The 25,530-nt window shown below is 62.9% G+C and carries 21 protein-coding genes; 4 read left to right on the top strand and 17 right to left on the bottom strand.

The window, feature by feature from the left end:
* Position 1 precedes the first annotated feature (1 nt).
* From NKJ04_RS15230 to NKJ04_RS15220, 3 genes are read left to right on the top strand one after another with little or no spacing between them, the layout of a single operon-like run.
* Entirely contained in the window at positions 2–907 is a 906-nt protein-coding gene (locus tag NKJ04_RS15230; protein ID WP_031212348.1) for a branched-chain amino acid ABC transporter permease, read from the top strand.
* A gap of 4 nt (positions 908–911) precedes the next feature.
* A complete protein-coding gene (locus NKJ04_RS15225) occupies positions 912–2,003 on the top strand; it encodes a branched-chain amino acid ABC transporter permease (protein WP_352628436.1) in 1,092 nt (363 codons plus the stop codon).
* Positions 2,004–2,046: 43 nt separating this feature from the next.
* Positions 2,047–3,240 (top strand): ABC transporter substrate-binding protein, encoded by a 1,194-nt coding sequence (locus NKJ04_RS15220; protein ID WP_023808984.1) that lies wholly within the window; start codon positions 2,047–2,049, stop codon positions 3,238–3,240.
* 153 nt (positions 3,241–3,393) lie between these two features.
* On the opposite strand, the gene NKJ04_RS15215 is transcribed toward NKJ04_RS15220, so the two are convergent.
* The 17 genes from NKJ04_RS15215 to NKJ04_RS15135 form a co-directional block, all read right to left on the bottom strand.
* Positions 3,394–4,062 carry a nuclear transport factor 2 family protein gene (locus tag NKJ04_RS15215; protein WP_352676071.1) on the bottom strand — a complete coding sequence of 223 codons (669 nt, stop codon included), beginning with the start codon at positions 4,060–4,062 and terminating at the stop codon, positions 3,394–3,396.
* Positions 4,059–5,441, bottom strand: coding sequence for an aspartate aminotransferase family protein (locus NKJ04_RS15210; RefSeq protein ID WP_352676070.1), 1,383 nt, complete (start codon positions 5,439–5,441; stop codon positions 4,059–4,061). The genes NKJ04_RS15215 and NKJ04_RS15210 overlap by 4 nt, the downstream gene beginning before the upstream one ends.
* A 93-nt stretch (positions 5,442–5,534) precedes the next feature.
* Positions 5,535–6,266, bottom strand: a complete 732-nt coding sequence (locus NKJ04_RS15205) for a LamB/YcsF family protein (RefSeq protein WP_352553548.1) — start codon at positions 6,264–6,266, stop codon at positions 5,535–5,537.
* A 12-nt stretch (positions 6,267–6,278) separates the two neighbouring features.
* Entirely contained in the window at positions 6,279–8,627 is a 2,349-nt protein-coding gene (locus NKJ04_RS15200; protein ID WP_352676067.1) for a xanthine dehydrogenase family protein molybdopterin-binding subunit, read from the bottom strand.
* Positions 8,620–9,114: a (2Fe-2S)-binding protein gene (locus tag NKJ04_RS15195; RefSeq protein ID WP_352676064.1), complete on the bottom strand. Its 495-nt coding sequence runs from the start codon at positions 9,112–9,114 to the stop codon at positions 8,620–8,622. Before NKJ04_RS15195 ends, NKJ04_RS15200 begins: the two co-directional genes overlap by 8 nt.
* Positions 9,111–9,962 carry an FAD binding domain-containing protein gene (locus NKJ04_RS15190; RefSeq protein ID WP_352676061.1) on the bottom strand — a complete coding sequence of 284 codons (852 nt, stop codon included), beginning with the start codon at positions 9,960–9,962 and terminating at the stop codon, positions 9,111–9,113. The genes NKJ04_RS15195 and NKJ04_RS15190 overlap by 4 nt, the downstream gene beginning before the upstream one ends.
* A gap of 136 nt (positions 9,963–10,098) precedes the next feature.
* Positions 10,099–12,066 carry a hydantoinase B/oxoprolinase family protein gene (locus tag NKJ04_RS15185; protein ID WP_352676058.1) on the bottom strand — a complete coding sequence of 656 codons (1,968 nt, stop codon included), beginning with the start codon at positions 12,064–12,066 and terminating at the stop codon, positions 10,099–10,101.
* Positions 12,067–12,069: 3 nt separating this feature from the next.
* Positions 12,070–14,097: a hydantoinase/oxoprolinase family protein gene (locus tag NKJ04_RS15180; protein WP_352676056.1), complete on the bottom strand. Its 2,028-nt coding sequence runs from the start codon at positions 14,095–14,097 to the stop codon at positions 12,070–12,072.
* 104 nt (positions 14,098–14,201) lie between these two features.
* On the bottom strand, positions 14,202–15,182 hold the full coding sequence (locus NKJ04_RS15175) for an AraC-like ligand-binding domain-containing protein (RefSeq protein ID WP_023808993.1): 981 nt from the start codon (positions 15,180–15,182) through the stop codon (positions 14,202–14,204).
* Between the two features lie 234 nt (positions 15,183–15,416).
* Entirely contained in the window at positions 15,417–15,662 is a 246-nt protein-coding gene (locus tag NKJ04_RS15170; RefSeq protein WP_245486035.1) for a hypothetical protein, read from the bottom strand.
* 38 nt (positions 15,663–15,700) lie between these two features.
* On the bottom strand, positions 15,701–17,035 hold the full coding sequence (locus NKJ04_RS15165) for a PQQ-dependent sugar dehydrogenase (protein WP_352676053.1): 1,335 nt from the start codon (positions 17,033–17,035) through the stop codon (positions 15,701–15,703).
* Positions 17,036–17,072: 37 nt separating this feature from the next.
* Complete coding sequence (locus NKJ04_RS15160; RefSeq protein WP_352676051.1) at positions 17,073–18,134, bottom strand: c-type cytochrome; 1,062 nt, start codon at positions 18,132–18,134, stop codon at positions 17,073–17,075.
* A 20-nt stretch (positions 18,135–18,154) separates the two neighbouring features.
* A complete protein-coding gene (locus NKJ04_RS15155; RefSeq protein ID WP_352676048.1) occupies positions 18,155–18,775 on the bottom strand; it encodes a cytochrome c oxidase assembly protein in 621 nt (206 codons plus the stop codon).
* The gene (locus tag NKJ04_RS15150) at positions 18,772–19,146 is read right to left on the bottom strand and encodes a hypothetical protein (protein ID WP_127294296.1); all 375 of its coding nucleotides are present in this window, start codon (positions 19,144–19,146) and stop codon (positions 18,772–18,774) included. Before NKJ04_RS15150 ends, NKJ04_RS15155 begins: the two co-directional genes overlap by 4 nt.
* A 7-nt stretch (positions 19,147–19,153) precedes the next feature.
* Positions 19,154–21,682: a cytochrome c oxidase subunit I gene (gene ctaD, locus NKJ04_RS15145; RefSeq protein ID WP_352676045.1), complete on the bottom strand. Its 2,529-nt coding sequence runs from the start codon at positions 21,680–21,682 to the stop codon at positions 19,154–19,156.
* A complete protein-coding gene (gene coxB / locus NKJ04_RS15140; RefSeq protein WP_281040870.1) occupies positions 21,679–22,656 on the bottom strand; it encodes a cytochrome c oxidase subunit II in 978 nt (325 codons plus the stop codon). Before coxB ends, ctaD begins: the two co-directional genes overlap by 4 nt.
* A gap of 290 nt (positions 22,657–22,946) precedes the next feature.
* A complete protein-coding gene (locus tag NKJ04_RS15135) occupies positions 22,947–23,915 on the bottom strand; it encodes a LysR family transcriptional regulator (protein ID WP_023809000.1) in 969 nt (322 codons plus the stop codon).
* Between the two features lie 131 nt (positions 23,916–24,046).
* Between NKJ04_RS15135 and NKJ04_RS15130 the strand changes: the two genes are divergently transcribed.
* Positions 24,047–25,480, top strand: a complete 1,434-nt coding sequence (locus NKJ04_RS15130; RefSeq protein WP_352553564.1) for an amidase — start codon at positions 24,047–24,049, stop codon at positions 25,478–25,480.
* Positions 25,481–25,530 lie beyond the last annotated feature (50 nt).

The following is a 25,530-nucleotide window of genomic DNA, read 5'->3' as shown; positions in this document are numbered from 1 at the left end:
GATGCTTCAGATCCTGTTCGACGCACTCTCGCTTGGCTCGCTGTACGCGCTCGGAGCGCTCGGCATCGCCCTCATCTTCGGCGTCATGCGGCTGGTGAACTTCGCGCATGGCGACGTCATCGCCTTCTGCGTCTTCGCGCTGCTATGGCCGTCTACGGACGCAATGGCCATCGTCTTCGCCGGCCAATTGCCGTGGTACCTTCTGGTTCCCTTCGTCCTCCTCTGCGGGGCCGGGCTGTCGGTGCTGTGCGAAATCGTCGTCTTCAGGCGGTTCCGCCAGGCAAATCCGGCAACCATGATGATCGCCTCCTTCGCGCTCGGTTTCGTAATTCGCTACTTCCTGCTCATGCTGTTCTCCAGTCGGCCGAAATCGATTTCGCTGCTGCCCGAACTGTCCCAGCCGGTGGAGATCCTCGGTGCCCGGCTTCCCCTCCTCCAACTCATAACGATCGTGACTACGATGGTCATCCTGATCGGCCTGACATTGTTCCTGCGTCAAACTCGCTTCGGCCTGGAGATGCGGGCGGCGGCCGAGAACTTCTCGATGGCCCGCATGCTGGGTGTGCGTGCGAACCGGGTCATCATAGGTGCGTTCGCCCTCTCCGGCGCGTTGGCCGCCGCCATTGCGCTGATCTTTGGCGCCCAGACAGGCACGCTGGACATCCAGATGGGCGCCTCGATCATGTTGATGGCCTTCATCGCCACCGTCATTGGCGGCCTCGGCAGCCTCGGGGGAGCCGTGCTCGCCGGCTTCCTGCTGGGTGCCGCCTCGGTGATCATGCAGGTCATGCTGCCCATCGACGCCCGGCCATTCCGCGATGCCTTTGTCTATGGAGCGGTCATCCTCGTCCTCCTCTTCCGCCCGCAAGGGCTTATTGCCGCGCGCGGCACCAAGGAAAGGGTCTGATTTCATGGCTGTCGCCGCCTCCCTAGCCAACTCTACCGCTCCCGGTGCCGCGGCTGCCAAGCAAAAGCCCGCCCGCTTCGCACTTGCCCGCCGCACAATCCTGACGCCGGTCCTGCTTTCTCTGCTGCTGCTGGCCATCGCGCTGATCACGGTGATGACCGGATCGCGACCCTTCAACCAGACGGTGATCGACGTGTTCGTCCGTGTCATCCTCGTCGTGGGCCTATACATCTTTATCGGAAATTCAGGCGTTCTCAGCTTCGGGCATATCGGCTTCACCTGCCTTGGCGCCTATGCGGCCGCATGGCTCACCATCAATCCGATGATGAAACGCGGTTCGCTGCCGGGACTGCCCGAATGGCTGCTGGCGACCCGATTGCCTTACTGGCAATCGGCCGTGCTGGCGGCATTGTTCGCCGCCCTCGCCGCTCTCATCTTCGGGCGGGTGCTGATGCGATTATCGGGCATCGCAGCATCGATCGCGACCTTCGCGATGCTCGCCATGATCAACACAATTTATTCCAACTGGGAGAGCGTGACCGGAGCGACCTCGTCGGTCGTCGGCATTCCGATCGTGCGCGTGATCTGGCCGTATCTCATCGGCGCCGTGGTCGCAATCTTCATCGCCTGGGCGCACGCGATCTCCCGGTCTGGCCTAGCCCTTCGTGCTGCCCGCGACGAGCCCACCGCCGCCGCGGCTTCCGGTATCGACATTCCCAGGGAAAGACTGGTGGCGTTCGTCGTATCAGGCGCGGTGATGGGGCTGGGCGGTGCGCTGATGGCTCATTCCATCGGCGTGGTCACACCCGATACATTCTATCTCGGTCTCACCTTCATCACCCTTTCCATGCTCGTCGTCGGCGGCATGGGCAGCCTGTCGGGTGGTGTGGTGGGTGTCGTCCTGCTGTCCGCCCTCATCCAGGCGCTGCGTTGGCTGGAGGCAGGCGTATCGCTCGGCGAGTCCACGTTCGCCCTCCCGAAAGGGGTTCAGGAAATAGCCCTCGGCGTCATCATGATCGTGATCCTCGCGCTTCGCCCATCCGGACTCATGGGCAACCGCGAACTCACCTTACCTCGCAGCAGTCGCAACAAGTGACCGGCGGCACAAGCCCGACCGGAAAACAAAAAAGGAGACGTGCATGGCATACAAAATGAGAATTGTCGCAACCGCTCTGGCCTCGATGTCCATCGCATACCCGGCCCTGGCCGATGACAAGACTATCGTCATCGGCTTCGCCACTGCGGAGTCGGGCTTCATGGAAGCCTATGACAAGCCTGCCCAGGAGGCGGCTTTGATCCGCATCGACGAGATCAATGCGGCTGGCGGTCTGCTTGGAAAGCAGATCAAGGTCGTCAAGGCCGACACCAAGTCCGACCGGGCCGAAGGCGCCAAGGCTGGCCTCTCCGTGCTCGACCAGGGTGCGGATCTCGTGGTCGTGTCCTGCGACTACGACTTCGGATCGCCGGCTGCGCTCGCGGCCGAGGACGCAGGCCGTATCTCCTTCTTCCTGTGCGCGGAATCGGTCAAGGCCGGCATCCAGGGTGTCGGCCCGCACAGCTTCTCCGCGTCGGTGCTGGCGGCCGTGCAGGGAGCGACCATGGCCGAGTGGGCATTCAAGGAAAAGGGCGCAAAGGACTTCTACCGTCTGCTCGATACCTGGACGGCCTACAACAAGGGCATCTGCGACGGCTTCGACTGGATGATGCCGAAGCTCGAAGCCCAGGGCGCGAAGCTTGTCGGTGAAGACACCTTCAAGAACGAGGATGCCTCCATCGCCGCGCAGATCACCCGCATCAAGTCTCTGCCGAAGGAGCCGGATGCGATCATGCTTTGCACGATGATGCCGGGCGCCGTCTCGGCCATCAAGCAGCTTCGCGCCGCGGGTATCAATTCCATGATCCTGAATGGATCGGGCGTCGACGGTAGCTATTGGCTCTCGGCTGTGCCCGATCTGACGAACTTCTACGTCCCCGTTCAGGGATCGATCTATGGCGACGATCCCAATCCGGCCGTGCTGAAGTTCAATGCCACCTACAAGCAGAAGACAGGCGCCGATCCCTCGAGCCAGTATGTCTTTCCGGGTTACGTCATGGTCGACGTCTGGGCCAAGGCGGTGGAGCGTGCAGGCACGGCCGATGCCGACGCGGTCGTCGCGGAACTGGAAAAGATGAAGAATGAGCCGACACTGTTCGGGCCTCGTACCTTCACGCCGGAACTGCATCACCAGAACCAGACGCGGTACCTGATCGTCGAGACCAAGGCCGGCAAGCCGGGTGTTGTAGGGAACTGGACGATTTCCGAGCCGGTACCGATGGAAGCCTTGCTCAAGTAAGACAAGATGGGCCGGGTAAGCGGGCGCTTCATATGCGAAAGGCCTGTTCCTTTGGGACGACCGGCCCTTTCTTCTTTCGAGTATCTCGCCTTTGGAAAAAACGAGGGCGGCCCGCTTGGACCGCCCTCGTCGCCCGATGAATTCAGATTTTCGCTATCCTCGCGCTTTGCGGTACGAATCCTTGAGCGCTATGAGCTCCCCCGAGAAAGCGAAGATATCGCAGCCGTCGACTTCGATTTGCTGCCCCGCTGCCGTGGCGCCGACGAAGCGCCATGATGAAAGCCCGGTGTCGCCCGTCACGACGTGCCGTCCCCTGGTCCACTCGGCTGTCGGGAAGGCATCGAACAGCGCTGCATAGGCGACGCGCACGGCGTCACGCCCCATATGCCTGCGCCCTTCGGCATCGGGTCCAACCGAGCCGTGGAAAGCGCAATTCTCAGCCATGCAGTCCATCAGCGCGCCCACATCGCGGGCGTTCCAGGCCGCGAGGAACCGGTCGAGCACGGCGAGCCGCCTGGCTGCGAGATCGCCAGCCTCAACGACTTCGACCTCCAGAAAGGCGAGCGGTGCATCGCCGGCATTGATGACATTGTGGGCCACGCCCGTCCGCCGCGAATAGGGCACCCCTTGGGTGAGAGCGGCTTGCGACTGCGCGCCGTCCGGGCCTTCGAGACCGAGCTTGCCGTCCGTAAGCGGCACGATGACGTAGTCATGGCCATGGATGTGCCAGCCGGTCTCGGCCCCGGTGGCAAAGCGCCATTCGGTGACCCGAAAGCGTTCGTCGTCGATATGGACGACCGGTTCGGCTTTCATGCGGGTCATTCAAGCCCCTCCTTGGCAACCGCACCGGTCAGGCGCTCAAGCGTCCGGCCCATGCGCGCCATGATTTCCTTCACATCGTTTTCTGTCGAGATCATCGGCGGACAGAGCGCGAGCTGGTCGCCGATGGCGCGGAAGATGAGGCCTTCCTCGTGGCCGATCCCTGCTGCGATACTCCCTGCGCGCCCAACCTTGGCGAAAGGGCGTTTCATCGCCTTGTCTGCCACCAGCTCAACGGCGCCGATAAGACCGGTGCCCCGCGCTTCGCCGACAAGCGGGTGATCGGCGAATGAGCGGATGCCGGTCTGGAACGACGTCTCAAGGCGGGCCGCGTTTCCGATCAAGTCCCGCTCCTCGAAGATGGCGAGGTTTTCGAGACCCACCGCCGTCGCGACCGGATGACCCGACGCCGTGAAGCCGTGGCCGAAATTGCCGATCGTTGCGGTGTTGTCGGCGATCGCCTGATAGATCGCATCGGAGAAAATGACGGCGGCAAGCGGCATATAAGACGACGTGATTTGCTTGGAGACCGTCATGATATCAGGCGTGAAGCCGTATTTCTGAGCGCCGAAAGGCGTACCAAGCCGCCCGAAACCACAGATCACCTCGTCTGCTATCAGGATGATATCATTTGCCCGGCAGATTTTCTCCACGCCTTCCCAGTACCCGACCGGCGGTGGCAGAACGCCGCCGGCTGCCATAAGCGGCTCGCCTATGAAGGCTGCAATGGTGTCAGCCCCTTCTTCCGCGATCACCGCTTCCAGCTCGGCGAGCAGACGCGCCGTGAAGGCGGCTTCGTCTTCGCCTTCCATGCCGAAGCGATAGAAGTGCGGACAGGTCAAATGGCGAACGGGAATCGCCGGAAGATCGAAGTCGCGATGGTTGACCGGCAGGCCTGTCAGGCTGCCGGAGGCGACGGTGATGCCGTGGTAGCCCTTGGTCCGTGCCAGGAATTTCTTCTTTTTTGGCCGGCCCAGCGCGTTGTTCATGAACCACATCATTTTGACGATGGTGTCGTTGGCTTCCGAGCCCGACGAGGTGAAGAAGACACGCGTCAGGTTTTCCGGCGTCATCTCCACAAGTTTCTCAGCGAGCCGGATGGATGGCTCATGCGCCTTGGAGGAGAAGGTGTGGTAGTAGGGCAGCTTCAGCATTTGCTGGTAGGCAGCGTCGGCCAACCGCTTTTCCGAAAAGCCGACGCCCACCGACCACAGCCCGGCGAGCCCTTCGATGTATTCCTTGCCGCGTTCGTCATACACACGGATGCCGTCACCGCGGCTGATGATCAGCGGCCCGGTTTCCTCGTGCTGACGCAGGTTTGTGTAGGGGTGCATGGAGGTGGCGATGTCGGCGGCGGCGAGAGAGTTGGAAAGCGCATCCATGGAAGTCCTCAGCGGCTTGGGGAAATGGTTCGGGCAGTGAGTGCAAGATAGTCCTCGATCCCATGCGTGGAGCTTTCACGATTCGGGAATGAATCATGGCAGGCTGTTGGAATGGGTGTCGATGATCCGCCGCATCAGCGCGGCGACGTCGCGCGCATTCGGAGGATCGGAGTGGATGCAGACGGTGTCGAAGTCGACCGGGCGGATCGTACCGTCTGTCGTGACGAGTTCGCGTCGGGTAAGCGCCCCCACCATGCGGTGCTCGGCAAGCGTCAGGTCGATGGCCGACTGGACGCGCGGAATGATCAGGCTGCCGCCGGGAGCGTAGGCAAGATCGGGAAAGAACTCGCCCACGAAGGCGACGCCGAGTTCGGCTGCCGCCGTCTCGTGACAGGTTCCCGCCAGGCCGAAGAGAGGGACGCCGAACGGCTTGACCGCCGCGGCAATCGCCCGGGCAGTGTCCATGTCGTGCGCGGCCATGCCGTAGATGATGCCGTGCGGCTTGACATGGCTGAGTTGCCCGCCCTCGGCGGCCAGCATTCCTGTCAGCGCACCGATTTGGTAGAGGAAGGCGGCTGTCAGTTCCTCCGGCTGAAGTTTCATCTCGCGCCGGCCGAATCCCTCGCGATCGGGAAGGGAGGGATGCGCGCCAACCTGCTTTCCGTGCGAAAGCGCGAGCCGCACGGTCTTCAGCATCGTCCATGGATCGGAGGCGTGGAAGCCGCATGCGATGTTGGCGCAATCGATGTGAGGCATGATGCCGGCATCGTCGCCGAAACGCCAGTTGCCGTAACTTTCCCCCATGTCGCAGTTCAGGGTGACCATGGTTTGCTTGCCTCAGCCCAGAGTGTTCGACGCCCAGCCGGGGGCGATGTGCGGGAATTCCGGCGGGGGTTCGCGCTCGTGCAGCAGCCGAAGCACGCGCGGCGGCGTCAGTGGCAGCTGCCGCACCGGCTTGCCGATAGCGCGTGCCACAGCGCAGCCGATCGCCGCGCCCACGGCCAGGATCGGGACCTCGCCCGCGCCCTTGGTGCCGAGCGGCCCCATCGACGGTGCGCCCTCGTAGAGGTCGGCGGCGACCGGAACCACGTCCTGCGCCAGCGGCAGGCGATAGGTCTCGAAATCGTCCTGCGCGATGCGTCCGTCAGCGGTGATCGCCACCTCCTCATGCAGGGCGTAGCCGAGACCCTGCACGACACCACCCTGTATCTGGCCCATGACCGCGCGCGGGTTGAGTGCGCGGCCGACATCCTGCACCACGCGATAGGCCAGCACCTCGACATGACCGGTGTCCGGATCAACCGCCACCTCGGCCTCGTGAACGACGAAGACGGGGATGTCGAGCGCATCGATGAAGTGCCCCATCGCGCAGCCGGACATTGCCGGAGTGTTCCTCGCGGTAAAGGCTCCGCTTCCGGTGATCGGGCCGGTGGTTGCCTGCGCATGGGCGACCACAGCGGGGATCGACATGCCGGAGCCGGGACGTCCCGCGATCTCGACACGACCATCCCGCAGCACCAAGTCTTCCGGTCGGGTCTGGAGCATCTCGCCGGCGGTCCGCAGCAGCTTTTCCCGCACTTCCGCGCAGGCAGCCACACTTGCCGCGCCGATGGACACGGTGGTTCGTCCGCCGCCGACGCCGACATCGAGACCGGCGGCATCGGTGTCGGCTTCGCGCACGATCACCTGGTCGGGAGCGAGGCCGAGTTGCCCGGCCACGATCTGCGGCAGGGATTGCACCATCGTGCCGGAACCAATCTCCACACCCGACGTGACCAGTGTTGCACTGCCGTCGGCGTTCAAATTCACCGTCGCCGCCGAAGGCCCGACGAAAACGAACCATGTGCCGACCGTGGTTGCAATACCATAGAGCCTGCCGTTGGCCTCGGCCTCTGATGTACCGGTACTGGCGCGCAGTGTCTCCATGCGATCGAGCATCGGACCCAGCACGTCGGCCTCGAAAACCTGGCCCGTGGCACCGAGATCGCCATCTCCCAGGACATTTTTCTTCCGGAACTCCATCGGGTCGAAGCCTAGAGCATCACAGATTTCGTCGGTGTGTCGCTCCAACGCGAAGGTGTTGTAGACGCCGTTGCAAGCTCGGAAAGCACCGTTGGGTGGTGTGTTGGTGTATACGGCGCGGCTGACGAGCCGCGTTGCGCCAACCCTGTAATTGCCGCCCAGCGTGTGCGCCGTCATCGTCGTCAGAAAAACCTGTTCGCCTCCATACGCGCCGCAGTCCATCAGCACGACCGCCTCGCGCCCGGCGATGTATCCTTCGGCAGTGACAGCGGACCGGATGCGGATTTCCGCATTCTCGCGGCAGAGGCAGGTTGCCATCTCTTCCTGCCGGATGTTTTCCAGGACCACCGTACGCCCGGTCATCCGCGCCAGAAGTGCCGTGATCGGCTCGATGGACGCATCGAATTTCAGGCCGAACCCGCCGCCGACAGGCGGCACGGTGACCCGCACACGCCCGGGCGCAAGCTGCATGACCCTTCCGGTGACGTTGCGAACTGTCCAGGGCACCTGCGTCGAGGTCTGGATGTGAGCACGACCGTCCTCCCAGGAGCCGATGGCAACGCGCGGTTCGAAGGGCACATGGCTCTGCCGGCCGACGGTAAAGCTGCTCTCGACAATGCGTATGTCGGGACGGGCGAAGGCCGCATCGACATCACCGCGGCTGGATTTTGCCTCCCATGCGATGTTGCCGGCACGTGCACCGCCTTCGGTGATCACCTCGTAGCCGCGCCAGCCCTCGTGGACGAGACGGGCGCCGGGCTGGAGCGCGTCGGCCATGGTGAGCACCGGTGCCTGCGGCTCGACCTCGAGCATGATGGCGGCAAGTGCCGCCCGCGCCTGCTTCTCCGTCTCGGCGGCGACGACGGCGATTGGTTCACCGTGATAGCGGATCGTGTCGATGGCCAGGAGCGGATGGTCGGCAATGCCGATGCCGTAGAGCCCTGGCGCGTCGGCGCCGGTCGCCACCGCGCGCACGCCAGGACAGCGAAGTGCCGCCGAAACGTCGAGCTTGCGGATACGCCCCGCGGGAACGGTCGACCGCAGCAGCACGGCATGCAGCATGTCGGGGCGAATCCGGTCGTTGGTGTATTTCGTCCGCCCGCGCAGTTTGTCCTGCGCATCGCGGCGGGGAAGATTCATCACCGTGGCGGACAGCTCAGACATTGATGCCTCCCGCCAACTGGCCGTCCTTCCGCACTTGGTCGAGGCAGTCGGCCACGGCGTCGACTATCCGCTCATATCCGGTGCAGCGGCAGATGTTGCCGACCATCGCCGCCTTGATTTCGGAACGGCTCGCATGCGGATTGTCACGCACGAACGCCGAAAGGCTCATGACCATTCCCGGAAAACACATGCCGCATTGCACGGCATCGGCCGCCTCGAAATTGGCCTGGAGCGGGTGCAGCGCCTGGTTTCCGGAACTCAATCCCTCGATGGTCGTCACCGCGCATCCCTGGACCAGGCCAATCGGCTTCAGGCAGGACGGCACCGCCTCATCGTCGACATGTACGGTGCACGCGCCGCAGAAGCCTTCGCGGCACACGGCTTTGGTCCCCGTCAGGAATCGTTCCCGCAGGATGTCGACGAGCGGCGTCATCGGATCGCCATCAAAGCGGCAGTCCTCGCCATTCAGCTGGAATATCACGGTCATGCCAGGCCCCCGGTCTTGAGAAGTGCGGCAACACCGCGCTTGACCAGCGGCGCAAGAACCTGGCGCCGGTACCAACCCTCCGCTTCCTTGCCGTCGCGGCCCTGAAAATCATTGTGCTCCAGCGCAAGCCCGGCGGCGCGTTCCGGATCGAACGCAGAGGCCGAGTCCGCCGCCATGGCCTGTTCGAGCGCCGTCCAGCGCCGCGCTACCGGCTCCACCGAGCCGACGGCGATGCGACATCGTTTGTCCTTGTCTACCGCAAGCGAGACGATGGCGACCGGATAGTCGCCGGCTTTCCGAAGCGGCAGGCGGATATGAGCACTGGCAACAAGGTCGCGGCGCAGATGAATTCTCGTCACAATCGCTTCGGCCACCAGCGCATGTCTGTCTTTGAGGAAATCCGAAATACCGATGAGTTTTGGGCCTTCGAACATCTCCAGCTCCACCGCCGCCTCACAGGCGAGAAGCGCAGGGGCGAGATCGGCGGCGGCAAAGTCGAGGGTACAAAGGTTGCCGCCCACGGTGGCGACCCTTCGGATGCCGGGATTGGCCGCATTCTCCGCCGCGGCAACCAGACCTTCGAAGCCCACTGCCCCGTGCAACGCGCGGCCAAGGACTGCATGGGTAACGGCTGCGCCGATCACGACATGGTCCGGTTCGATTTCGACCTTGGACAAGGCGGGTATTCGGTGGAGTGCGACCACCGCCTCGGGAAGATCGACCCCGCGCCGTGGATCACGCATCATCCAGGTGCCGCCGGCAAGCACCGCCGCGCCTTGCCGGCGTGCGGCCATTGCCTCTTCAATCGTGCTGGCTGCGGTGAACGATCGTTCCACGCTTGATGCCATCTGTCATACCCCTCGGAAGCAGCCAACTTTCGCGGCGCTGCAGCATTGTTGCTCCAGCTTTAGGCTCCTGTGAAATAGTAATTCTTTGAGTATCGTATCGAAAAAACAGATAACTCTGCGGCGTGCTCTTTGGCGCTCAGGCCCAGTGAGCGACCGTGCGTTTCTCAAAGCTCTCGCGGAACTGGGCGGTGGTTTTGGGGAGGAGTTCGCCAGTCTCCCAGTCGAGGATCACGGCATAGTGCCGAACCGCATCGAGCGTATCGATCTCGCCGGAGCGGTATTTGCGCGCGACCTCCTCAGGATCCATGCGTGCCCAGCCCTTCCGTTTCGCCCGGATGTCGGCACGGCAGGATTCTGTTGCCGTCTCGTCGATTTCGAACTGGCACAGGTCGCGGTCGATTTCGCGGATCACCACGCCGTAGTCAGTCCTGGCACGCTCCAGGGAAACGTAGTCGTCGATCACGTCCTCCATCACCTTGCGGGGCTCGCGCTGCAGCGGATCGCCGAAACCGCCGCCGCCGGCCGTCGGACGAGCGAACTGGTCGCCTGTGTGGACGGAGTAATCGGAGAATACGGAGCCGAGCCAGATCTCCGTCTCTTCTCCGGCGCGCTTCATGGTCAAGCCGTGGGGCATCGACGGCAGGCCTCCTTCGACACCCCAGACGACAGCGCGCTCGCGGTCGCAAATATAGGACATGACGGCATTTTCAGCCTCAAGCAGCAAGGAGGTCTTCTGCACGCCGACGCCGCCCCGCCATTTGCCGGGCCCGGCTGAATCCTGCTTGATCTGGAACTCGACCGTCCGAGTCGGATTCACCCGTTCGTTGCCTTCGTTCGGTTGCGACATCAACCCGGTTCCGAAGCAGGCGGTGGTGACATCGGCACCATCCTTGCCGTTGCGCCCGCCCCAACCGCCCGGCAGCCATTCGTAGAACATGAAGATCGGCTTTTCGGGTTTGCGCGCGTCCCGTCCCCCGGCCAGCAGATATTCGAGGTTGAAGGCGCAGGCGATAGCGCGTTCGGGCATGATCTTCGACCACATCTCGAAGATCGCGTTCATGATCTTTTCGAACGGCATCAGGAACCCGGTCACCGCCACCGGCCATTCCGCACTGACGATGCTGTTCTTTGGCGCAGTCACCTCGATCATCCGGTAAAATCCGCTGTTGAGCGGGAGGTCCGGAAAGAAGGTTTTCATGCCGGCGACCACGGCCGAGAAGGTCGCGCCCGGGGCGGAATTGTACATCGAGGCAATGGTCGAATGGCTTCCCGTAAAGTCGTAGTGGATCGTGTCGCCCTTGATCGTCATCTTGATGCGGATCGGGATCATGCCTTCGCCGGCACCGAGATCCCGGTCGATGTAGTCGACCGTCTCCCAAGTGCCGTCGGGCAGCTCCGCGAGACGCTTTCGCACGGCACGTTCAACGTAGTCCTGAACCTCCTCCATACCGCGCATGACCTGGCCGCGTCCGTACTTCTTGACCAGCCGCAACAGTTCGCGCTCGGCGGCCTGCGTCGCCTGCGCCTGGGAATGGATGTCGCCAATGATCGACGCGGGATCGCGCGTGTTGGCCGCGATCATGTTGGCGACGTCGGAGCAGAAGCGGCCGCGCTGGAAAAGGCGCAACGGCGTGATCCGCAGGCCTTCGCGAAACATGTCGCGGGCGGTGACGTCGAAGGAACCCGGCACCGAGCCGCCGAGATCCGACCAGTGTCCGTTCGACTGGGAGAAGCCGATCAGTTTGTCTTCATCGAAGATCGGTCGGACGAGCCGAACATCGCTGAAATGCGTACCGCCGGCATAGGGATCGTTGATTGCGTAGACGTCACCGGGTGCCATATCGCCTTCGAAGACCCGGATCACCTCCTTGCATGTGTTGTGCAGTGTGCCGACATGGACCGCGATGTCGTAGTTGCCCTGGGCAACGGAGTTGCCATCGGCGTCGTGCAGGGCGTTCGAAAAGTCTCGGTTGTAGATGACGAAGGAATAGCAGGTGCGAAGCATCTGTTCTGCCATCTGGTCGACGGTGGTGATGAAGGAGTTTTTCAGCACCTCGAACGTTACCGGATCGAGGCCAGGGCTCGTTTCAATCAGCTTTGTCATGTCTCAGCCTTTCGTCACGATGAGAATGTTCAGGAAGTCGTCGACGGTGGCGCTCATTCCCGGCGGAACCACGGTGGTGGAATCGAACTGTTCGACGATGGCGGGTCCCGCAAAGGCAGCGCCGGCGCTGAGTTGGTCGCGTTCATAGACAGCCGCATCATGAGATACGCCGTCGAACCAGACGCCGCGGCGGCCGAGCGGCTCGGGCACATGAGGCAAGACTTCATGCCGCGGCATCTCGGCTTTCGGTACGATGCCGATCGCCTTGACCGCGATGCGGAAGATCGACACCGGCGCCTCTTCGCGGCGATAGTTGAACTCGCGTTCGTGCTCGTTGTGGAATGCCTCTATCAGCGAGCAGATGCTCTCGATCCGCGCCGGGGCTGACACCGCGAGCGAGCGCCACTGGCCCTGGTACATCATCTCGACCGTACGCTGCAGCGCCATGTCTTCGCGCGCCACGCCCTCATGGGTCAGACGCTCAACCGCCTGTTCTTCCATCAGAACAAAGGCCGTCTGCATCTCGGCGGGCGAGACCGTCGAAGCATCGGCCATGAAGCTTTCGGAGAAATCATGCTGCACGTCGACGAGAAGGCAACCGAGCGCGGAGGTGACGCCAGGATTGGGCGGCACGATCACGGTTGGAATCGAAAGCTCCTTCGCCACGGCCGCTCCGTGCAAAGCGCCTGCACCGCCGAATGCGACGAGCGCAAAGTCTCGTGGGTCATAGCCCCGGCTGATGGAGAGAAGCCGGACGGCATTGCCCATATTGGCGTTGGCGACAGCGATGATCGCCTCGGCCGCTTGGTGGAGTTCCATGCTGAAGGGTGTCGCCACAGTCTCCTGCACCGCCTGGGCGGCCAGAGCGGGGTCCAGCGTGATCTTGCCGCCCGCAAGGCTGGTGCCGAGACGACCGAGCACGACATTGGCATCAGTGTTGGTGGCGGTGCGGTTGCCATTCTTGTAACAGGCCGGGCCCGGAAAGGCGCCGGCGGACTGCGGTCCGTTGCGCAAGCTGCCGCCCTCGTCCTGCCATGCCAACGAACCGCCGCCCGCGCCGATGGTCAGCACCTCGATGGAGGGGAAGCGGATCGGATATCCGAATTCGATGTACCAGTCTTTTGTGATGCGCGACTCCCCGTTCCATGCGAGCGAGACGTCGGTGCTGGTGCCGCCCATGTCGAAGCCGATCGAGTTCTGGAAGCCACAGAGATTTCCGATGAAGCGGCTTGCGATCGCACCGGCGGCGATGCCCGATCCTGCGAGCCGGGCTGAGAAATCCCTGACGCTTGCGGGTGTCATGACCCCGCCACCGCTGTGCAGCAACAGGAGATCTCGCTTGTATCCGGCCGCGGCAAGCTTTTCTCCGAGACGCGACACGTAGTCGACGACGACCGGGGCGCAGACGGCGTTGGCCATGGTGGTGGAAAAACGCTCGTGCTCGAAGATTTCCGGCATCACCTCCGAGGAGATCGAAACCGGCAGATCCGGCATGGCCTCCTTCAGAATCTCACGCATGCGGCGCTCATTGGCGCCGTTGACATAGGAGTTCATGAAGCAGACGGCGATGGACTTGACCTGCCGTTTCACGAGAATTTCCGCGACGCGGTGAGCGGCCTCTTCGTCCAGTGCTTCCAGGATCGTGCCCTCGGCACTGACCCGTTCCCGGACCGTCAGCCGGTCGCGGCGCGGGATATAGGGCTTGGCGACATCCTTGTAGGTGTCCCAGAGGTCTTCCTTGTTGGCGCGGCGGATCTCGACAACATCACGGAAACCCTCGGTGCAGACCATTGCGGTGCGTGGCAGGCGGCGGGTGATCAGCGCATTGGTGGCGACCGTCGTACCATGAGAGAACAGCGTCACCTCCGAAAGATCGATGCGGCCCTGCTCCACGCCATTCATGATCGCCTGCATGGGATCGTCAGGCGTGGAGGCGGTCTTCTCGATGCGGATCGCGCCGCTATCTTCGTCCATGATGCAAATGTCGGTGAAAGTCCCTCCGACATCGACGGCAACTCTTATTCTGCTCATGACAGTTCCTTCGCGGGATATTTGCGGGCAAGGCCCGGCTTTCGCCGCCCTTGCCGGGGCGGCGTCGCAATAGATTATGGGAATTGGCCCGGATTTCGCCGGGTCTAGTGCCGCTCTCTTGAGGTCGAAGCGCGGCCTGCCCGGTTCGCTGCTTCGCGACGGGTATCAGTCGGTGCGCAACCGAACCGCGTCCGGTAGTGCTTGCAGAATTGAGACTGGTCGGCAAAGCCCCAGCGGTAAGCAATCTCGGCAACGCTGCTGATGTTGGTCACCGACATCAGTTCCTCGGAGCAAAGTTCAAGCCGGGCGTCGCGGATGAAGCCGTTGATCGACTGGTTGCTGTCCTGAAAAAGAACCTGCAGGTAACGCAGGGAAATCCCGCAGGCATCGGCCACCGCCTGCGGGCCGAGGCCGGAATTCTTCAGATTGTCGCGAATATACTGCTCGGCACGATGCAAATGGCCGGCCCGGATCGACGAGATGCTGCTGTCCAGCACGCGATCGTCGCTCACGATCGACAGGCACAGCATTTCCAGGATGTGCCTGCCCATCATCTCACGAGCGACTTCAGTGATCTCATCGACATGGCCGATCGTGGTTCGCACCGTGTCAAGGAAGAGCGCGGCGACGCCTTGGGTTGCGTCGAAACTGAGCGCACTGAGCCGTTCGGCAGACCCGATCCGCGCCCGAACGCTCGACGACGGCACCTTCAGGACCCACAGCGCGTTTGGCTTACCGTGCCAGAATTCGTAAGGCGCATCTCCCCTCTCAACGAGGAAGCCCCCCGGACCGCAATTGACGGTCCTCGACCCTTGCGAGAAATTCACCTCCGACATCTCCGGGATGGTGATGAGCAGGCTGGCGTCACGTTCGTTGAGGAAGTGGCGGCGATGGCGGCGATAGCTTACGGCATCGCAGCGCATTTTAGACACGCTGACGAGCCCAAGCGAGAAGGTTTCCAGCGTGCCTGAAAATTCACGACGGTTCCGATACTCGGTGTCGAGCGGAAAATAGGCTTCGGTAACAGCGGCTTGCCAGGCATCACCGCCTGTGGGACCGCCGATCGTATCGACGACGTATTTCATTCCCCGACCTTTCTGGTTGGCCCCGGTTAGCCCGGTGTTTTTCTGAAGATTACAGGAATCCGCCGGCGCGTATTGGTCAAAAACGAATAAACTTATGTGGCCGTTTGGCCCAAGGGCCGGAGCTCGCGACGGTTTCAATTATCGTCACGGTCCTGGTGTGCAGTTGATCAAACCAGCCTTGGGCGCGCAAACCGCAAGCCAACTTGGAGCCATGCATTCTTCTCGCACACTCATTCAGGATAAGTTGGCCAGCGCCGGGATCGCCGCCATGTTCTGTGCCAGGCCGACGGTCACCGCCGCCTCGGCCAGTTCCTGCGCACCCTTCACCCCGAGGATCTTGAGCGCGATGTGGGCAGCGGACGCGTCTGGTGGCGCCGCCAACCAGACCGAGCGCCATCGGCATCTCGATCGTCCCCCGAGAAACCCTGTTTCGCCAAAAATGGTGACGATCCGCTCGGCTCCTCGGTCGTTTTGGCCCATGAGCCCAACCCTTCCACGCGCCGAAGCAACGCGCCGGCCTAGTCGGCCGCCGGGATAATCCGCCAAATCTTGTTGCCCACATCATCCGCGATCAGCAATGCGCCAGTTCGGTCGATGGCGACGCCAACCGGACGGCCGAATGCCTTGTCATCGTTGCTCAGAAATCCGGTGAGCACGTCCTGTGGCGGCCCCGACGGCTTGCCGTCGGCAAACGGCACGAAGATCACCTTGTAGCCGCTTCGCGGCATGCGATTCCATGAACCATGCTGGCCGACAAAGGCGCCATTCTTCATGTGCGGGCCGAACAGGTCGGCGGTGTTGAAGGTGAGCCCAAGCGACCCGGTGTGCGCCCCGAGTGCGTAGTCGGGCACGATCGCCTTGCCGACGAGGTCCGGACGTGGTGGCTGCGCCCTGACATCGATGTGTTGGCCGAAATAGCTGTAGGGCCAGCCGTAGAAGGCGCCATCCCTGACCGATGTCATGTAGTCGGGAACGAGGTCGCTGCCGATCTCGTCACGCTCGTTGACGACCGCCCAGAGTTCCCCGCTTTCAGGGTTCCAGGAGAGGCCGTTCGGGTTGCGCAGACCCGACGCAAAGAGCCGCGTCTGCCGCGTCGCGAGGTCGATTTCGTGCACGGCGGCGCGGCCTTCTTCCTCCTCCATGCCGTTTTCGCCGACATTGGAGTTGGAGCCCACGGTGGCATAGAGCTTCGTTCCGTCCGGACTGGCAATGACGTCCTTGGTCCAATGGTGATTGCGGCCGGCCGGAAGGTCGACGATCTTCTCGGACGGAGCAGTGATCTCGGTGGTGCCGTCGCGATAGGGGAAAGTGACGACCGCGTCGGCATTGGCGACATAGAGCTTGCCGTCGAGCAGCGTCATGCCGAAGGGCGAGAAGAGGCTGCTGAGGAGGGCTGTCCTGGTCTCAGCCACGCCATCGCCGTTCTCGTCGCGTAACAGCGAGATACGGTTGGCGCTCCGCACCTCGGCGCCAGCCCGGCTCTGGAACAGGTTCATGAACCAGCCACGTATGGAAAAACCTTCGTCAGGTTTTGGCGGCGCGTTGCTTTCGGCGACCAGCACGTCGCCATTGGGCAGCACGTGCAGCCAGCGCGGATGGTCGAGGCCGCCAGCGAATTCGTTGACGGCGAAGCCTTGGGCGGCGACCGGCATCTTGCCTTGGGGCCAAGGGGTCGCCTCGGCAACGTGGACCGTGGGTATCCAGGTCGGATTGGGTTCGGCGAGCGTCGGGTTTGGACCGTAGGTCTGCTCGATCGGAACGGTGGCCTGTTCGCGCGAGAAGAAGAACAAGCTCGCCCCCGCGATTACGACGGAGGCGACAATAACGAGTAAAACGCCGAGAATTTTTCGCATCAGATATTCCCGAGATTGGGACAGTGACGTAACGCCATCAGGGCGTTCCGGTTGCGGCGGCACGCGACATTTGCGCGAAATAGGCGGCCAGTGCGGCAATATCTTCGTCCGAGAGGTTTTTAGCAGCGTTGCGCATCAGATGGGCGAAGCGCGTGCCGCTGCGCTTTTCCTCGCGGAAAAGCTCGAGCTGGGTCGCAATGTATTTGGCGGGCTGTCCGGACAGTTCCGGATAGATGGGGTTGCGGTCCGGACGACCGTGGCAACCCAGGCATGCCGGAACGTCGCGCTCCGGAATGCCACGTCGCGCGATCTCATCGGCACGCGCGATCCGGGCACGGTCCGGTTGCGTCGACGTTGCAGGCGCAGGCAGCGCGGAAAAATGCCGCGCGAGATCGGCGAGGAGTGCAGGGTCGACAGCGGTGACAGAAATTCCCATGACACCGCTCTGGCGGTGGCCGGCAGCGTAGGCTCTCAAACTTTCAAGAAGATAGGTTTCGCGCTGAGAGGCCAAGACGGGCGTTGCGGGGCTCCGGCCGAGCCCATCCGTGCCGTGGCAGCGGGTACAGTCGGCGAGTGCGCGTTCGAGGCCTCGTGTTTGGCCAGTCGGCGGTTCGCTACTGCCATAAGCAAGGTCGCGCCACCGCGCCTGGTCCATCATCGGCAGTTCGCGCAGGAAGGCAACCATCGCCCAGACTTCATCGTCGCGCTGCTGCGTCGGCCAGGCCGGCATGCCGGTGAAGCGCACGCCGTGCTGGACGATGCGGAAGAGTTCGGCGTCCGTCCATTCGCCGACCTTACCGACAAGGTCCGGCGGCTGCGGCAGCATCGCAAGGACGGCGGGCGATCGCGGTTCGCCGGGCGCGCCGTGGCAGATGGCGCAGCCGCGCGCGAAATGGCCGGCAGCCGGCTGAATAGCGTAGCGCGGCAGCTCGTCCGGCACCTTGACCGTGAGTGCGTATGTCCGTACGGCCGAGCGCATGGCGAAGTGGAGGAACCACTCGGTCACCTTCCAGTGGCCGGTCGAGGCGCCAACGTTGAAGAAGCCGATCCAGGTCGCGAAAAGCACGGCGACCGGCAAAATCGCCAGGCCTATCGCCAAGTGTTTCCAGTTGACGTGCATCAGCCGGCCAGCCTCTCGGTTTTGCCGTCTAGGAGCCTGGCAAGCAGGAAGACGCCTCCAGCGAGGTAAGCGGCAGCGCCGATCATCAACATGATGATGCCGCCGAGCGCCTGGTCCTGTCCCGCCCCGAGCACGAGGCCGAAGCACGTCACATCGCCGAGGCCATAGAGCGGTCGCGAGGCGAGCGAGAGCAGCGCGCCAAGCAACGTCATGTGGATGGAGGTCAGGAGCAACGCGAAGGCGCCGGCAGCGTCCCTAGCCGGCGCATCGGAATTGCGCGGCGCCACGCACGTCAGCCACAGGAACAGCCCGGCGCCAAGGAAGGACACCTGCTCGATCATGGTGGCAATGGTCGATGTCTCGGCCCACTGGCGCGCAGCCGGCGCATGCCAGCCCCAGACGACAATCAGTTCGACGAGAGAGGCGATAAGGGGAGCGGCGGTGGCCACGGAGCGTATCGTCCTGGCAATACCGATTGCGATCAGCGGCGCCGCGATCGCGACGACGCCCATGTGGGCAAGCATGTGGGCCGCGAACGAGCCACGCCACGCATCGAGCAGCGGTCCCGCCCAGACCAGCGCGAGGGTGACGAAGCCCAGCAACAGGCTTGCCGTCCTCATGAGGAGCATCCGTCGATGAAGAGCAGCGGCAGCGCCACGTAGAGCACGGCGACGAAGCTCAGGCCGCAAAGCAGTAGCGTGGCAAACCCCTGGAAGAGGTTGCGGTCCGTCGCTGTGGGATCGTCGTGCGGCGGGTCGTTCGTGCCGAAGCCCCACTGCCTCCAGGCGAGCCACCCGGACAAGACGATCATCGCGAGTGCCGCCAGCGTCATAGCCACTATGCCAGCCTGGACGACAGCGAAACCGAGGTCACCGCGCTTTGCACACCAGATTGCGGCCAGTGCGTAACAGGCGAGGAAATGTCCGGCCCAGATCACGGGCGCGGTGAAGAGCGTCCAGAGCGTTTCGACCTCTTTGGGAATGATGCGCATCACCGTCTCACATCGCTTCAGGGAAAAGGCCGATGACGGCGAAGGTGATGACAGCGGTGATCGCCATAAAATGCCAGTAGAGCGCGACGTTGTGCAGTTCCATGTCGTGCTCCCGCGTCAGGCGACCGGCGAGGCTGCGCGCAAGGCAATAGAGCTGCATGACGGATCCGACCGTGGCATGAGCAAGCGCCCAGATGACGAGAATCCAGACGATCGCCGGATAGACATGCGCGGTCGGCTGCATGTCATGCTGCCAAGGTCCGGCAAAACCGGCTGCAGAGGCAGCAAGCGTCAGCAGAAACGCGGCAACAAGCGCAACGCGTGCGCCGTCGATCCACCCGCTTGCGTTCAGTCGGCGCGCACCAAGCATCGCGACCCATGCGGCGACGAAGAGAGACAGCGCGATCATCGGCCACCGCATACCGGGACCCGGCTGCCCCAGAGTGAAGTCGGGATGGATGGTCCAGTAGAAGAAATAGCCGAAGATGAGGCTGGCGAAGGCAGTTCCGTCGCCAACCATCGTAATGAACATCGCCCACCAGCCAACAGAATCCGGGCCGGAGGCATAGAGCGGCAAGCGCAGTCCAAGGCCGACATCCTTGGTCTTCTTTTCCGGGGTTTCGCCGGTGCCGGTCCAGAGCCACCACAAAATGGCAGAGAGCGTGCCGATGCCCGACAATAGGGCAAGGATCCAGAGTTCGAAGGTGAGCGCGACGAAGACGCCGCCGAGCAATGCGGCCGAGATTATTGTGATCGTGGTTGATGTCGCCACGCGCTGGCACTGCAGCGGATGGGCGTCGAGCACCGAGGTGATGAGCGTCTCGCGGCGATTCTCCTTGGCACTGCGAAGATAATAGGCGCCCTCATTGACCTTTTGCATCAGATCCGCCTGGTCCCAAAGCGGATACCGGCTCTCGATGATCGGAATGGATCGAACGCCCCAGTTCTCCTCGGGCTCGTTCAGCCATTCGAGCGTGCCCGCCTTCCACGGATTCTGCTCGCTGCGAGGTTCGCGATGCTTCGGCCGTACAACATCGAAGACAACCACCAGCACCCCTGCCGCGAAAACATAGGCGCCGATCATGGAGATGAGATTCAGCCAGTCCCAACCGATCCCCTCGGGGTAGGTGAAGACGCGGCGCGGCATCCCGCGCAGGCCGCTGAGATGCATCGGAAAGAAGGCGACGTTGAAGCCGGCAAACATCAGCCAGAAGGCGGTGCGCCCGAGACGGGGCGAGAGCATCCGCGCATTGATCAGCGGGTAATAATAGTAAACGCCGGCGACCAGCGGGAACAGCATTCCACCGATCAGCACGTAATGCAGATGTGCGACGATAAAATAGGTATCGTGCGCCTGCCAGTCGAACGGCACGAGCGCGACCATCACGCCGGTCAGCCCGCCGATGACGAAGATAGCGAGCCCGCCGGCGCCGAACAGCATCGGCACCGAGAAGATGACACGTCCGGCCAGCATGGTGGCGATGAAGACGAAGATCTGCACGCCGGTTGGAATCGCGACCACTTCCGAGGCGGCCGAGAAGAATGCCAGCGAGATCTGCGGCAGGCCGGTCGCGAACATGTGGTGGACCCAGAGGCCGAACGATAGGAAGCCGGTGCCGACAGCGGCAAGCACGATCCAGGAATAGCCGACGATCGGACGTTGCGAAAAGGTTGGCACGATCATCGCCATCAGCGCGATGGCGGGCAAGAAGATGATGTAGACCTCGGGGTGCCCGAAGATCCAGAACAGGTGTTGCCACAGCAGTGGGTCGCCGCCCCGCGTCGGGTCGAAGAACGGCCAGTCGAACATGCGCTGCATCTCAAACAGGATGTCGCCGGCGATCAGCGGCGGAAAAGCGAATAGGATCATGCCCGCGACGATCAGCAGGTACCAGGCGAACAGTGGCATTAGGTTGATGCGCATGCCCGGCGCGCGGCACTTCATGATGCCGACGATCAGTTCGACCGCCGCAGCAATGGAGGCGACTTCGATAAAGGAGAGGCCCAGCAGCCAGATGTCGGCACCAATGCCGGAATATGCCTTGTCAGTGGCAAGAGGCGGATACATGAACCAGCCTGAAGAGGGAGCGGCGTCGAAGAAGATCGAACCGCAAACGAAGACACCGCCGATCAGAAAGCTCCAGAAGCCGAAGGCGCCGAGACGGGGAAATGGCAGTTCACGCGCACCGAGCATTGGCGGCAGCAGAAAGATGGCGACGGCCTCGAAGATGGGCACGGCAAACAGGAACATCATCACGGTGCCGTGCAGCGTGAAGGCCTGGTTATAGAAGTCGGCAGAGAGGAAATTGTTTCCCGGAACCGCGAGTTGCGTGCGCACAAGAAGCGCCAGCACGCCGCCAAACAGCATGAAGGCAAAGGCCGCACCCCCGTACCAGAGGCCAACCTGCGTATTGTTGACCGAAGTCCAGTAACGCCAGCCGATCGGCGTCTTCCAGACGAGGCGCAGCTGTTCTTCCTCGATCTTCTCTGCGGAGGGCAAGGCGTTTCGCTTGATGCGGGCTTTGAGGGTTGTCATTCGAGCCCCTTCAGCCAAGAGGCGATTTCGGCGATGTCCTGTTGGGGCAACATGTTGAAGTCGGGCATCTTCGAACCCGGCTTGATCAAATGCGGATGGGCGATGAAGCTACGAACGGCCTCATCGTCGGTGGGCAAAACGCCGGCACCAATCGTTCCCCGCGAACCCATATGCGAGAGATCCGGGCCGACACCACCCTCAGCTTGTGTGCCCGCAACGCGGTGGCACGCGCCGCAGCCGTTGCGAAGGAATATGTCGCGTCCGGGCAAGGATGCGCCGGGCGAAGGGTTCGCCCGCACAGCCAGCCATTCCCGGAAGGCAGCGGGCTGCATGGCGACGGCCGTGAAGGTCATCAGCGCGTGCGAGGTCCCGCAATATTCCGCGCAAGGGCCGCGGTAGGTGCCAGGTTTGGTAGCCAGCAACGAGAGCCGATTCACGCGACCCGGGATCATGTCCATCTTGCCACCGAGCGCGGGAATCCAGAAGGAATGGATGACGTCGGTGCTTTTCAGCAAGAACTCGACGCGCTCGCCAACCGGCAGCCTGATCTCGTTGGCGGAAAGAATAGGAACTCCGCCGTCAGCCGGGTGGTAGGCGACCCGCCACCAGAATTGCTCACCGGTCACTTCGATCCTGAGACCATTGGCTTCGCCGGCTCGTGCGAAAGGTCTCAGTCCAGGCATCAACCAAAGCGCATAGCCTAGCAAGAGAAAGAGGAGTAGCGAAGGAATGGCTGCCCCGCCCCAGAAAATTAGCCGGCTTGCAATACGCTCGTCTATGGGAGTGCGCTCATGACGCGTCGCGTGGACCAGAAGACCGATGACCGTCAGCCAGATAAAACCGCCAGCAATGGCCATGAGCCAGAAAAGGTCAGCGATCTGGCGCGCTTCCTCTCCAGCCGGATCAAGCGCCGACTGGGCTCCCGAGCAGCTGGAACAGGTTCCCAAGCATAACCACAGCGCGAGCCAGCGCACCGCAGCGAGTTTCGTAATTCGGGCGCTTTTGCTTGGAACTGTTGACGAATCTATCCCTCCAATCGATGCCCTTGCTCACAAACGCGCCCGCAACCGAGTGGTTGCGCCAAAACTTCAGTTTAGCGGCAACGGCCAGTGCTCATGCAATCTATGCGCCGGCTTCGTCATTTGTCGCGCCGGTAGGCTTCGCCGAGCCAGCCGTCGATCTCGAACATCTCGATCCGGAACCCGCGCCTCCGGCGCGGTTGCAACGCCAGTCCTGTAAATGTCCGCAACGCCAAGGGGGCGGCTCAGCCATCCTCCCTGGCGACCAGTAGAAAAGGTTCGCGCTCCGGCGTCGTCACCGAAAAGCCCGAAGGGCCCACCGCGCTGAAAAAGCGATGGAACATGTCGATGAAGACACGCACGAAGAGTGGCTTTGCCGAACCGTACATGTCGGCGACGATCAGCGTCGGTGGCGGCAGTTCATCGAGGATTGGTCTTCGAACGATCTCCTCGCCATCGGCGGTGGCGCGGCCGATCGGCCGCATGTTGAGGACGGCCATGCCGAAGCCGGAGGCGACGGCCGAGCGCACCGTTTCGTAAGAGCGCGTGCGAAAGCGCACCTCCGGCCGTTTCGCCAGCACGTCGAACAGGGTCAGGAGATAGGTCGCCGTGTGCGGCAGGTCGAGCAGCACCAGCGGACGTGCCGCCAGTTCCGCCAGCCAGATGCCGTCGCGCGCGGCAAGGGGATCGTCTGCATTGAGCACGGCATGCGCCGGTACCTTGCAGATGCGGGTGACGCTGTCGATACCGATTGGACCGATATCGTAGAGAATGGCCAGATCGATCTGGCCGGCGACAAGCCGTTCCTGCAACTGGACCTGGTCGGCCTCGACAAGGTCGATCTCGACATCGCCGACGCTGTCGAGATAGCTGCGCAGCATCTCCGGCATGAACAGCGCGCCGAACGGCTCGAAGCAGCCGATGCGCAGGACCTTCGGCACGCGCCCGTTGAGATCTCCGATCGACCGGTTGAACTCTGTTTCCGCCGCCAGCATGATGCGGGCGGCGGCGACGAAGCGTTGGCCGGCCGGCGTGATGGAGACGCCGCGCGCCGGCCGCCTGTCGAAAATGCGCGCCCCCATCCCGGCCTCGGCCAGAGTGATCGCCCCGAGGATGGAGGATTGCGAGATGTAGAGCGATCTGGAGGCCGCCAGCACGCTGCCAAGGCGGGCGACTTCGCAGACATAGCGCAACTGCCGAATGGTCAGATTCATGGCTCTTTGTTACATTAAATAGCGAATGTTCCCCACAACAATACATTTTATGGTGATGAAAAAACCCGCCAGATTGCCCGGGCTGACAAGGCTGCCGCAAGAGCGGCCATGAAGTGAGGGGTTCGAACTGCATGCCGAATGGGCTGTCTCCCATTGCCGACGCCGATGTTCTGTGCCGCCTGGCTGCTGCGGAGCTTAGCGCCGCCTACCGCGCTGGATCGCTGTCGCCCGTCGAGGTAACGCTGGCGGCGCTGGATCGCGCCGAAGCGATCAATCCGCTTTTCAACGCTTTCACCATGATCGACCGCAAGGGTGCGATCGAGGCCGCAGGTGCTTCCGAGAAACGCTGGCGGGCAGGCGAGCCGCTGTCGGAAGCCGACGGCATACCGACGACGCTGAAGGACATCGTCTGGGTCGAGGGCTGGAGCGTGCGTTACGGCAGCAGGACGACGACTTCCGCCGCCTATGACAAGGATGCCCCCGCCGTTGCCCTGCTGCGCAGAGCCGGCGCCGTCTTCATCGGACAGACGACGACGCCCGAATTCGGCTGGAAGGCGATTACCGACAGCGGCCTCTGCGGCATCACGCGCAATCCCTGGAATGCGCAAAAGACCCCCGGCGGTTCCTCCGGCGGAGCGGCGGTGGCCGCCGCCACCGGCGCCGGCGTCTTCCATCTCGGTACCGATGGCGGGGGCTCGATCCGCATTCCGGCCTCGTTCACCGGCATCGCCGGATTGAAGCCGACCTTCGGCCGCGTGCCCGCCTATCCGTCCAGCGCGTTCGGAACCGTCGCCCATATCGGACCGATGGCGCGGACAGCACTCGATCTTTCCGTCATGGCCGGCGCCATGTCCGGCCGCGATATCAGCGACTGGCAGCAAGGCGTGGGAACGCTGGCGCCGCTTGGCCGGATCGAAGAAGTTTTGCGGGGCGCCCGGATCGGCTACTGGTCGAAGCCGCCTTCAGGAGCGCTGGATTCCGGGATCGCCGCCGTCGTCTCCCACGCCTTGACGTGTTTCGACGCCTTCGGCGCGACGGTCGAGCCGATTGACCTTCCCGGTGGCGATCTCCTCGATTTGTTCCAGCATCATTGGTTCACCGGCGCCGCGGCGCGGCTGGCGCTGGTTCCGCCGAGCGAACGGGCGGGCATCGATCCGGGCTTCCTGGAGATCGCGCAGGCTGGGGCGGCGTTCGACGTCCATACGCTCGTCGCCGCACAGTTGGAGCGCGCCGAATTCGGCGCCGCCATGGACCGGCTGCTAGACGACTATGATTTCATCGTTTCGCCGGGGACATCGATTCCAGCCTTCGACGTTGGCCTTGAAGTGCCTCTGGGCAGCGGCCTCTCGCGATGGATCGAATGGGCGGCGTTCAGCTACCCGATCAATCTCAGCCAGCAACCGGCCTGCGTCATTCCTTGCGGCATGACCGAGGCGGGCCTGCCCGTCGGCTTCCAGATCATCGGCGCGCGCGGCGACGATGCCCGCGTGCTTTCGGCGGCAGCCGACCTGGAAGCCGCTTTCGTGCCCATGACCCACGCGTTTCGCCAGAAAGATCTGGTGTGAAAGATTTCGCATGAAGAAAAGACTCTAACCAACGCCAAAAGGGGAACTTT

The sequence above is a fragment of the Mesorhizobium sp. M0618 genome (assembly GCF_040320765.1).
In the GTDB taxonomy this organism is placed as follows: domain Bacteria; phylum Pseudomonadota; class Alphaproteobacteria; order Rhizobiales; family Rhizobiaceae; genus Mesorhizobium.
The sequence above is the reverse complement of the archived record's forward strand: the minus strand, read 5'-3'. Positions and strand labels throughout refer to the sequence as shown.